Below are 11994 nucleotides of genomic sequence, written 5' to 3'. Positions count from 1 at the left end.
GTCACCTACAATGGTGTCACTTATCAAGCAAAGTGGTGGAATAAAAGGGAAGAGCCTACTCATTCAGCAGCATGGAAGATAAAAGGATAGATAGTCACAGCGAATTACAAAAGCGGTAGATAATGCGACGTGGACGTGTTACTGAGAGACATTTAAAAAATGAGGTCGAGACAAAAGTCGCTTAGTTTTGAAAAATTGGAGAGAAAAACGAGCAATACGCTTTTTGTATTGCTTGTTTTTTTCGGAATTTTCGAAAAAACTGATTTTTGGCCGCCGTTTATTTGAGAGTCTGTCGCAAACCTGAATTTTAGATTTGTTCTACATTCTTTTTTGTTTATTTTGCTTGATTTTGAATACCTCAAACAGAAAAGCAAGAACTTCTTGGTAATGGAAAAAAGTGAAACTTCGTATCAGTTATTTATTGCTATAGTAAAGTTATACCTTGATCAAAGGTATAACAATGTTCTCATCACAGATATACAAAGGAGGAAAAACAATGAAGAAAAAAATCAAACAGGCAATGTCGTTATCTTCTGCAGCACTAACTGTTATGTCTGCTATTCCAATGTCGCTAGTAGCGTCAGTAGCAGATGCCTACGCGAATGAAACAACGGAAACAAATATTCAAACAAACTCACAAGAAAAAACTCAACCAACCTATCGAAATGTCATGTACTATGGTGACTGGTCGATTTATGGTGGGCAAGGGAATTATTTTCCAAAAGATATGCCAGCTGATCAGTATACCCACATCAATTTTGCTTTTGTTGACATGGACAGCAATGGTGATTTGCTTTTACCGGATCAAGATGCCGCATTTGCTTCAGGGGTTGGCTCTGGTCATGAATGGGGAAGCCAACTTGGTGGAATCATTCCAGCGTTAGCAGCTCTCCGTGAAAAAAATCCGAATATCAAAACGGGTATTAGTTTAGGTGGGTGGTCGAAATCTGGCGACTTTTCAAAAGTAGCAGCAGACCCAATTAAGCGAGCTAAATATGTAAAAAATGTGATGCAATTTCTAAAATATACAGATATGGATTTTATCGATGTGTATTGGGAATATCCGAATAGTGTTCGTCAACCAGATTTAGTCGATAATAAAAATGATGAGGGAACACCTGATGCAGGGCCGCAAGATCGTGAAAATTATCTAACACTGATGCAGGATCTCCGTAACGCTCTGGACAAACAAGGAGCTGAGATTGGTAAGACCTATGAATTGTCAACAGCCATTCATGGAGCGAAAGAAAAACTAGCAGAACACATGGATGTTAAACGCTTATTCGATATCATTGATTTCGGAAACGTGATGACCTATGATCTACATGGTGCTTGGGATGAAAAAGCAGGACACCAAACAGCATTGTATACAAATCCAAATGACCCAACAAGCTACTCTATTGATGCTGTCGTTGATTATTTACTTGGTAAAAATGTTGATCCCAAAAAAATCGTCATTGGTGCAGCATTTTATACTAGAGGGTGGGATACTGTCGAAAAAGGCGGAGATACTTCACGACCAGGACTTTTTCAACCTGCTAGTGCGACAAATAAAGATGCGGACGGAACTGCTTCAAAAGGAGCAAACAATGAAGCGCCAGCGGCTATTGGTGATGGTGGGAGAATGAGTGGTGTGTGGTCTTATCGCAGTATCGACAAGCTAAAAGCACAGATGCCTGACTTAAAAGAGTATTGGGATGAAGAGGCACAAGCACCATTCATGTATAGTGAATCTACAAAAGATTTTTATACATTCGATAACGTCCGCTCAGTAACTGCGAAAGCAGAATACGTTAAAAAACATCAATTAGGTGGAATGATCTCATGGATGGCCTCACAAGATAAAGCGACAAATAATAGTGCAGTCCGTGATGAATTAACTAAAGCCATTAAAGAAGGTCTATTTGGAAAAGAAGCATTACCAGTACAAAAACAGGACTATGATTTACGGTTAGACGTGGATATGGCTATTCGATTAGGATCAACAGATTCTGGGAAAAAAGGTTTTGAACTCACACTTAAAAACAATGAAGTTTTAGAAAATTACGCTGGAAACGCGTTACAACCAGCAGATAAATTTTATAGTACAGTAAAACGTCCTAAACTGATTTTCACTCTAAAAGATGGTGCAACTTTAGCACGTGGAGATTATAAGGCAGGTGCTGTAACTGTTGACGGAGACAAGTCGATCGTCGACTTATCTGCTGTTTACGATGGCCGTTTCTTGACTCCTGGAAATACATACACATTCAAACTGGTGCGTAATGACAGTCAAGAGGTCTCTCCAGACCAGATCGAGTCGGTGGTCTTAGAACAATACTATGACGATAAAACACAACTATCCTCTCAAACAATCATTGGGGAAGTAGAAAGTAATCAAGCACCAGTGATTTCTGGTGTGGGAAATCAAACCATCACAGTAGGCGAAAGCTTTGATCCATTAGCAGGAGTAACAGCGACGGACAAAGAAGATGGCGATCTGACAGGTCAGATCAAGGTAACTGGTAAGGTGGACACAGCTAAAGAAGGAAATTATCCACTTACCTATTCAGTGACCGATTCTGATGGAAATGAGACGATTGCGAAACGCGTGATCACGGTTGAGAAGAAAGAAATCAGTAATGAAAAACCACAATTCTTCGGAGTAAACAATCAAACCATCACAGTAGGCGAAAGCTTTGATCTATTAGCAGGAGTAACAGCGACGGACAAAGAAGATGGTGATCTGACAAATCAGATCAAGGTAACTGGTAGTGTTGATACAACGAAAGTGGGAGTATACACCTTAGCTTATTCTGTGGCAGATAGTGACAGCAATACGACTCGTCAAGAAAGAACGATAACCGTCAAACAAAAGGCTACAGTTGATTTTGGTGTTGGACAAGGAATCCAATGGCCAGCACAAGTCATGGCACCATTCGTCGACATGACAGCTTATGTTTCTGATAGGGAATTCAGCAATAACGGTGCACCTAATTTAGCTGAAATTGCAAAACAATCGGAAACTAAATTCTTCAATCTTGGCTTTATGCAAGCAACCGGTGTAGTGAATGGTCGACTAAATTGGTCGTGGGGTGGATTCAGCGACCTTAACGAACTAAACAATGACCAGTGGCAATATGAAGGAATCAAAAAAGCAATTCGTGAACTACGTGAAGAGGGTGGAGATGTAGCTCTTTCATTTGGTGGACTAAATTCTGGTGCTTTCTGGGAGTTGACACAAGATGTCACGATCCTGACTAATGCATATCAGGAATTGATCGAAGGTTACGGATTGACTCGAATTGACCTAGATGTAGAAGCAGGAGCAATGGATTATCAGCACAACAAAGCAAATGCAAAAGCGATAAAGAAAGTCCAAGAACTTACTGGTGTGAAGGTGACACTTACATTACCGGTAATGCCAACAGGTTTGATCCAAACGGGGCTTGATGTATTGAAAGCATACCTTGAAGAAGGTGTTGATCTAGAAAATATAAATATCATGACGATGTGTTATGGTGCTAGTGTACCAGATTATGCAAAAGGATCAATTGATGCTGTGGATAATACAATGAAGCAAGTGAAAGATTACTTCAAAAAATATGCAGGGATTGATTTAACCACAGAACAAGCCTATGCAAAATTAGGAACAACACCATCTGTTGGTTTTGAAAATACCGGACATCCATACTTTACGACAGAAATGATGAAACAAGTTGTCGATCACGCGGTTGAGAAGAACATCGGGATGGTTTCCTTCTGGTCGATCAATCGAGATGCAAAAATCGATAACGGTGTTGGCCAAGTCAAGAATCGATTTGAGTTTACGAAAGTTGCGCAAACATTTGGTGAAAGTGATATTGAGCCAGATACAGAAGCACCAACAATGCCAAAAAATCTAACTGCAAGTAAAATAACGCATCACTCAGTAGCGCTGAACTGGGAGGCAGCAACAGATAATGTAGCTGTGAAAGAATACTTGATTTTCCGTGATGGAAACAAAATAGGTACGACAAAAACAACTAGCTTCACGGACACGACTGTAGAAGCAGAAAAAGAATACGCGTATCGTGTACAAGCAATTGACACTTCAGGAAATACTTCTGCGTTAAGTAATGAATTAACGGTACAAACAGAAAAGATGCCTGTTGATAATCAAAAACCTACAGCGCCAAGTAATCTATCGATTCTAAACATTACAGAAAAAAGCGCAACTGTTTCTTGGAAAGCTTCAACGGATAATGTAGCTGTCTCTCACTACATCATCAATGTTTCTGGAAAAGGGGTGACGACTGAAAAAACAGTAACTGCCCTAAACCATTCGATTAGTGGTTTGCAAGCAGGAGAAGAATATAAAGTAGCTGTAAGAGCGGTAGATACCTCTGGCAATGAATCGGATGAAGTCAGTAAATCGTTTGTAACGAAAGAAGAAAGCACAGAAACAATTCCACAGTGGGATCCTAATAAGATTTACTTAGGTGGAGAAAAAGTGATGTTTGAAGGCAAAGAATATATAGCTAATCATTGGACGCAAAATAATCGTCCAAGCGAATCAGGAGAATGGGGGCCTTGGTCACTAGTCAATCCAGAAGAATCTGAAAAAGATGGGAAATGGAATCCTTCTGCTATTTATCTTACTGGACAAATCGTCACACTTAACAGTCAAACATATCGTGCAAAATGGTGGAATCAAAACGTCAACCCAGAAACGGTCCAACAATGGGGGGCATGGGAAAAAATTTAACTGAGTACTAAATAAAAGCTGTCAAAACAGAAAACAACCTCAAAAATTCATACTTTTTCGGAGTAGAGAAATCTACTCCGTTTTTTGTTGATAAAGGTTTTATAAAATTTTCACAAGGATAAATGAAGCTGGGACAGAAGTGTTTAACTCCAATTTCTCAAACCTAAACGACTTTTGTCTCGATCTCTTTCTAATGTCCAAATAAGCCATCCGTTGGATTTTTTTACGGGTTTCAATTCGTATCTTATGATTTATGGTTTTATTTTTTTACTTTACGTCAATGTCGATTAGTTTGATAAGGTTGCAGGAAAAGATGGGATGCGAATAATCACTTTTACATCATGTCGTAAATAGAAAAGGACGAAGTTGAACATAATTCCTCTAGCTTGTGTCATGAATTAGTGAAAAAAGTGAGCTAAATCGTTCATTTTTATGATTTATTTTTAGTAAATTTGCATTGTTTTCGTTATTCGGTCAAAGCATTGAACGGTTCAGCTAGCGATGCTATACTTGCCACAGTTAAAAAAGAAAGCGATAACAAAGAGAATAGAGAGGTGATGGAAATGAATATTGAACAATTGATTACAGAAGAATTGATTATTTTCGATGAGACGATTCGTTCAAAAAGTTCATTGTTTGATTGCTTAGGTAGAAGGTTGGAAGAAAGTGGCAGAGTCAAGAACTCTAAAAAAATCATCAAGGATTTTCTAAAAAGAGAAAATGAGACCTCAACGGGGATAGAGGATGGATTTGGTATCCCTCATGCAAAAAGTAAGTATGTGTTGGAGCCGACACTCTGTTTTGTCCATAGTGGAAGGATCACCGACTATGTTGGAATGGACGAACAACCGATTGAATGTGTGTTTGCAATCGCCGTACCTAAAAAGTCAGCAGACGAACATTTAGAAATTTTGAGCTCATTGTCACGAAAATTGATTGATCCAGTATTTAGAGAACAATTGAAAGAGGCAGTTACTGCAGCAGAAATCCTCACGTGTTTAACTGAGTAAAGTGACTATCCAAAAGATGAACTATTGTTATCAGGTATCAGAAGTATGCTAGTAAAAAAGCAGATGGGGGAGAAAAACGATGAAAATAATTGGTGTGACAGCTTGTCCTACTGGAATTGCCCACACGTATATGTCAGCGGAAAAACTAGAGATTACTGCTAAGAAAATGAATCTTGAAGCAAAGTTTGAAACACAAGGAATCAAAACTGAAAATACACTGACGGAAAGTGAAATTGCAGAGGCACAAGCAATTATTTTAGCGATTGATAAAGAGATCGATATGGAACGGTTTACAGGTAAAAAAGTAAAAAGAATATCCACGAGTCGGGCGATCAAAGAACCAGAACTGGTGATCAAAGAGGCATTAGAAGGAATTGGAGTAAGTGAAGTTTCAGGAGAAACGAAACAAAAAGCAACAAAAAATCAAAAGCCAACTCTCTATAATCATTTTATGAGTGGCGTGAATTATATGCTGCCATTTGTAATTGCTGGAGGCATTATCATTGCGTTGAGCTTTGCTTTCGGTATTACAGCTTCAGATCCGCAATCAGAAAATTATAATGCATTAGCAGGTGCGCTGTCACGTATTGGTGGCGATACAGCGTTTGCCATGATGGTGCCGGCTTTAGGAGCAGGTATCGCTACTTCGATTGCTGGAAAAGCTGGATTTTCTCCAGGGATTGTTGCTGGCCTACTTGCTTCAACTGGAGGTTCTGGATTTCTTGGCGGAATGATCGGTGGATTATTAGCGGGGTATCTGACTGATTTTCTAGCAAATAAAGTAACGATCAAAAAAGAACTTCTTTCGATCTATCAGTTGATCGTAGTGCCGCTTGTATCGATTCTTATTGTTGGTCTAGCCATGGTTTTCATTGTCGAACAGCCGATTTCTTGGTTATTGGATACATTGACTAACTGGTTGAATAGTTTAGGAAATACATCGGGGGTGATGTTTGGTCTGATTATTGGGGTCATGATGGCGGCTGACATGGGTGGCCCTATCAATAAGTCGATTTCTACATTTTCCATCGGTTTGATGTCGGCAGGTGTGAATGCACCGATTGCAGCTTGTATGGCTGCAGGGATGACGCCGCCTTTAGGTATCGCGTTAGCGACGATTTTGTTCAAGAAAAAATTTACGAAGGAAGAACAAACTTCTGGACAATCATGCTGGATACTAGGAGCTTCCTATATTACAGAAGGAGCGATTCTTTTTGCGGTATCTGACCCTATTCGCGTTATTCCTAGCTTGATTATCGGGTCTGCTACTGCTGCAGGGATTTCGATGGGAGCTGGTGTAACTTCGATGGCCCCTCATGGCGGTATTTGGGTCATGCTGATCCCTAATGTATTGAATGATTTACCAATGTATCTAGTCGCGATTGTCTCTGGAACAGTGGTTACAGCACTTTCCTTAGGATTGCTAAAAAAATCAGTGGAAGAAAAGACAGTTACAGAAAAAGTAAAAGAAGAAAAACTAACAAATGAGGTGGAAGCATAATGTTATATACAATGAAAGAGTTACTAAAAGTTGCAAAGGAAAATCAATTTGCCATTCCGGCTTTCAATATCTGTAGTTATGATATGTTGAAAGCAATCATAGAAGAATCTGAAAGATTAAATGCTCCAGTTATTTTAGAGATCCATCCTGATGAAATTGCTTATCTCAATGATGAATTCGTTGCTTCCGTTAGAGCGTATGCCCATAATAGTAAGGTTCCTGTAGTGATTCATTTGGATCATGGTGGTACAGTGAAAGATGTTTTGCGGGCGATACGAAATGGTTATACTTCGGTGATGATCGATGCATCTTTACAATCTTTTGAAGACAATTTAGCGATTACCAAGGAAGTCGTTGCATTAGCTCATGCAGTGGGTGTCTCAGTAGAAGCAGAAATTGGAACGATTGGCAATAACGGCTCTGCAGAAGGTGGGGCGGCGAACATCATCTATACAGATCCTGAACAAGCAAAACATTTTGTCGAAGAAACGAATATCGATTCATTAGCCATTGCTATCGGCACAGCTCATGGATTATATCCTAAAGACAAAACGCCAAAATTGAACATCGAATTATTGAAAGAGTTGAATCAGCAAATCGATAAGCCATTTGTATTGCATGGTGGTTCAGGTAATCCAGATGTGGAAGTCAGTGAATCAGTCAGATATGGGGTGGCAAAAGTCAATCTCAGTTCAGATCTCAAGAGTGTGTTCTTTGATGCACTACGAGAAATATTGAGCGACAATCCAGAAATGTATGAACCAAATGCTGTCTATCCTTACGCAAATAAAAAAGTTCAAGAGGTAGTGAAGCATAAAATGGGTGTACTGAATACGATTGGTAAAGCAGAACTATATTAAAAAGTCATGATCCAAAAGAGCGCTGGCTTTTGCCAAAGCTCTTTTTGGTGTTAAAGTAGATACAAAGAATAGGAGGAGACGAAAATGCTAAGTGAAGTAGAAGATCGTCAACAGAAAATCGTGAATCATTTAAAAAGCAATCAGTTTGTAAGAATCACTGATCTGATCGATTTAGTTAATTACAGTGAGGCAACGATCAAGCGTGATCTTGTATCCTTAGAAAAGAGTGGCTTGATTCGCCGAGTTCGTGGCGGTGCAATGTTAGTAGATAATCAAAAAATCGATGTGCCATATTTGATGAAAATCAATCAATTAGATGAAGAAACAGAAAAAAGAAAGATCGCAGACATTGCCTCATCCTTGATCAAAGATGATATGGTCTTGTTTTTAGATTCTAGTACGACTAGTTTGCACCTGATTCGAAATCTAGGAAGATATGAAGGATTGCAGATCATTACAAACGGCGTGATCACAGCAGCGATGCTAAACGAATTTACATCAGCAAAAGTATCGATCGTAGGTGGAACGATCGTTCAAAAACGAGCGACGATCAATGGCTCAAAAGCTTACAACGACGTACTGACATATTCTGCAGATTTAGCTATTATTAGTTGTCGTGGCTTCGATTTTACTCAAGGAGTGACCGAAACACATGAAGGAGAAGCACTATTAAAAAAAGCGTTCCGAAAGCAGGCAAACCATTTGATGGTATTGGCAACACAAGAGAAAGTAGGGCAGCGCTTCATGCATCAAGCGATTGCGTGCCATGAAATTGATTATTTAGTGACAAGTAAAGAACTAAAGAATGATCAATTTGCGAAAATGGATGAGCATCATATTCGTTGTTTTTATTGATGCCTAGAACTCCGTATCATAATCTATGATTTGTGCTGATAAATCTATAATATGTTCATGTACACACCTTTTAGTAAGCGCTATCATTTTAATTGTAACAATTATTGTATAGAAAGGAGGATCAAGCGGGAATATTTTTATTTAAAATAAAGGTTGCATCATATTATAGGAGGACTGAATGAAAAAGCTAGCGAAGACTTTTAAAGTAGGAACACTAGTTGGGTTTGGAATCATAGGATTATTTTTTGGAACTATGCCTGTCATTGCTGAGGAACAACCTGAAACACAAGGTGCAGTGGCCACTTCAATGGAGAATCAGCCAGAATCATCTTACTGGTTCCCAGATGAATTGTTAGAGTGGTCATTTGCGAAAGATGCAGATGCTAAATATAACGTCAGTACGGAACCGTTAGCAAAAAGAGTAGAAAAATCTCAATTGATAAAAGCAAACAAAACGCAAAATGAACAGATGAAAGTGGTTGCTTTATCGATCATGAATAGTAGTACAAGCGGTAATGCGCCACGAGGTTCGAACACGTTTGATGCGAATGTTTTTTCAAATTGGCAATATATTGATCAGTTAGTTTACTGGGGCGGTTCGGCTGGTGAAGGAATAATCGTTCCACCAAGTCCAGATGTGACAGATGCAGCGCACAAAAACGGTGTGCCAGTACTTGGAACGATCTTCTTCCCTCAAGGAGCACATGGCGGAAAAATCGAATGGCTTGATACATTTTTAAAAAAGGATGCGACAGGCCATTTTCCAATTGTTGATAAAATGATCGAAGTTGCTCAAAAGTATAGGTTTGATGGATGGTTCATCAACCAAGAAACAGAGATCGGCTTAACGAAAACCCATGCAGATCTTATGAAAGAACTGATCGTTGAATTTAAGGAAAAAACGAGTAATGAATTGGAAGTCATGTGGTATGATTCGATGACAAATGAGGGGAAGATGGATTGGCAGAATGCACTGACAGAGAAAAATCAAGATTATCTAGTGGATGCCGATTTGAATCCTGTAGCAGACAGCATGTTTCTTAATTTCTGGTGGAATACCGACCGACTAGCCAGTCAAGATTTATTACGTAAATCAAAAGAAAAAGCTGAGACATTAGGGATTGATCCATATGATTTGTTTGCCGGCATCGATGTTCAAGAAAGAGGATATGATACACCGGTAAGATGGAATCTTTTTGCTGACAATCAAGGAACACCCTATACCTCGCTAGGCTTATATGTTCCAAGCTGGACCTATTCTTCTGCTAGTGATCCAAATGAATATCAACAAAAAGAAGAAGATTTCTGGGTAAACAAACAGAATGATCCGACTAAGGGTGTTTTACCAGAAGGGATTGAATGGCCAGGGATCTCTACCTTCGCAGTTGAGCAAACCGCGATTACACAATGGCCTTTTGTAACGAATTTCAATGTTGGAAATGGCTATAGCTATTATTTGAATGGAACACCGATTTCAACAACAGAATGGAACAATCGTAGTCTGCAAGACATCATGCCAACATATCGCTGGATCATTGAACAGGGATCCGGCAGTGAGTTATCCGGCAGTATTGATTATACGACTGCTTATAATGGTGGAAGTTCAATTGCATTAGCTGGAAAGATAGCTGCAAAAGAACCAAATAAAATCAAGTTGTATCAAACAAAAGCTAAAATCGAAAAAAATATGACATTCACAACTACTGCAAAAGCAACGGACCGCACAAACTTAGACCTCATACTGGAATTTGAGGATGGAACAAGTGAAACATTTAAAGGAAATAAAAAAGTGACAAATGATTGGACTACGGTTGTCTATCACTTAAATAAAGCGACGGATAAAGTAGTGACTGCCATCTCTTATGAGCTATCTTCTTTCACTGACAATAGCGAATATACATTGAATGTTGGACAGATCGTTGCGGCACCACAAGGAAAAGTATCCGCGTCAATTGTTGAAAATCCCGTAATCGAAGAGGCTAAATTTGATGAAGAAGGGATACATGCAGGCATTCGATTGACATGGAATAGTATTCATCCAGAACAAAATGCACGCTATGAAATTTTCCGTGTACTGGAAAATGGTGAGCGTTCATTTATCGGGGCAACATCTGCAGAAAAACATTTTATTGATGCGCTTGAACGGAAAGGAGAATCAGTAACAGGTATCGAAATCGTCCCTGTTGACATTTACGGCAAGCAAGGCCAATCGTCACAGATCGTCACGTTTGACTGGCCACAGATGCAACCACCTAAGGCTTCTTTTTCTGTATCTAAAACGATAGCGGCGCCAGGTGAAAAAATTGAGTTTAGAAACACTTCTTCGGCAAATACACAAAATATCCAATGGTCGTTTGAAGGGTCCTCAATAGAATCAAGTCAAGACAAAAATACTGTGGTGACTTATTCTAAAGAAGGGGTCTACGATGTTCAATTGACCGCAACCAATGAGGCAGGTACAACCACGAATAGAATGAAAGGAATCATCACTATTACCAATGAAGCACAAAATGGTTTAACCTTATTATCTAAAGATGCCAAAGTAGAAGCTTCTTCTTATGTAAGTGAAGTGGAAGCACCAAAGTTCGCTGTTGATGGAGATTTAGGAACAAAATGGTGTGCAACAGGTAGTGCGCCACATACCCTGACAGTTGATTTAGGATCAGTAAAAATAGTAAGTGAAGTACAGATGGCACATGCCTCAGCAGGAGGAGAAAGTGCAAGTATGAACACGAGAGCGTACACACTTGAGCTGAGTGAAGATGGAATAAATTTTCATGAAGTTTCTCGTACGGTAAACAATAGTTCTAGCAATACCCTCAATACATTTACAGCAACGCCCGCACGATTTATTCGATTGACTGTTAGTCAACCAACACAAGGAGCTGACTCGGCAGTGCGCCTTTATGAATTGGCAGCATATGGCTTAACTAAAAAGGAAAGATAAAAACTTTTTTAGGAGTAGATGAATCGAATCATTTTTATAGAAAAAAAATAAGCCAGATGGTCGCAAAAATATGAAAGATATTTTTGCGACCATCT

Annotated in this window: 6 protein-coding genes and 1 pseudogene; all 7 read left to right on the top strand. The window is 39.2% G+C overall.

The window, feature by feature from the left end; genetic code table 11:
- Positions 1–27: 27 nt before the first annotated feature.
- Positions 28–90: pseudogene (locus IGI47_RS11505) on the top strand (hypothetical protein); the annotation flags it as partial.
- Positions 91–496: 406 nt separating this feature from the next.
- On the top strand, positions 497–4726 hold the full coding sequence (locus IGI47_RS11500) for a glycosyl hydrolase family 18 protein (protein WP_438784279.1): 4230 nt from the start codon (positions 497–499) through the stop codon (positions 4724–4726).
- 563 nt (positions 4727–5289) lie between these two features.
- On the top strand, positions 5290–5736 hold the full coding sequence (locus IGI47_RS11495) for a PTS sugar transporter subunit IIA (RefSeq protein WP_311929583.1): 447 nt from the start codon (positions 5290–5292) through the stop codon (positions 5734–5736).
- Between the two features lie 79 nt (positions 5737–5815).
- Complete coding sequence (locus IGI47_RS11490) at positions 5816–7237, top strand: PTS fructose transporter subunit IIC (protein ID WP_438784278.1); 1422 nt, start codon at positions 5816–5818, stop codon at positions 7235–7237.
- Positions 7237–8097 carry a ketose-bisphosphate aldolase gene (locus IGI47_RS11485; RefSeq protein WP_438784277.1) on the top strand — a complete coding sequence of 287 codons (861 nt, stop codon included), beginning with the start codon at positions 7237–7239 and terminating at the stop codon, positions 8095–8097. Before IGI47_RS11490 ends, IGI47_RS11485 begins: the two co-directional genes overlap by 1 nt.
- An 84-nt stretch (positions 8098–8181) precedes the next feature.
- On the top strand, positions 8182–8952 hold the full coding sequence (locus IGI47_RS11480) for a DeoR/GlpR family DNA-binding transcription regulator (protein ID WP_438784276.1): 771 nt from the start codon (positions 8182–8184) through the stop codon (positions 8950–8952).
- A gap of 178 nt (positions 8953–9130) precedes the next feature.
- On the top strand, positions 9131–11899 hold the full coding sequence (locus IGI47_RS11475) for an endo-beta-N-acetylglucosaminidase (protein WP_438784275.1): 2769 nt from the start codon (positions 9131–9133) through the stop codon (positions 11897–11899).
- Positions 11900–11994 lie beyond the last annotated feature (95 nt).

This window comes from Enterococcus sp. AZ191 (assembly GCF_051713845.1).
GTDB lineage: Bacteria > Bacillota > Bacilli > Lactobacillales > Enterococcaceae > Enterococcus_B > Enterococcus_B durans.
The sequence above is the reverse complement of the archived record's forward strand: the minus strand, read 5'-3'. Positions and strand labels throughout refer to the sequence as shown.

Coding starts and splice junctions, on each gene's coding strand:
- IGI47_RS11485 (WP_438784277.1), top strand. CDS start 7,237: ATGTTATATACAATGAAAGAGTTACTAAAAGTTGCAAAGGAAAATCAA.
- IGI47_RS11475 (WP_438784275.1), top strand. CDS start 9,131: ATGAAAAAGCTAGCGAAGACTTTTAAAGTAGGAACACTAGTTGGGTTT.
- IGI47_RS11500 (WP_438784279.1), top strand. CDS start 497: ATGAAGAAAAAAATCAAACAGGCAATGTCGTTATCTTCTGCAGCACTA.
- IGI47_RS11480 (WP_438784276.1), top strand. CDS start 8,182: ATGCTAAGTGAAGTAGAAGATCGTCAACAGAAAATCGTGAATCATTTA.
- IGI47_RS11495 (WP_311929583.1), top strand. CDS start 5,290: ATGAATATTGAACAATTGATTACAGAAGAATTGATTATTTTCGATGAG.
- IGI47_RS11490 (WP_438784278.1), top strand. CDS start 5,816: ATGAAAATAATTGGTGTGACAGCTTGTCCTACTGGAATTGCCCACACG.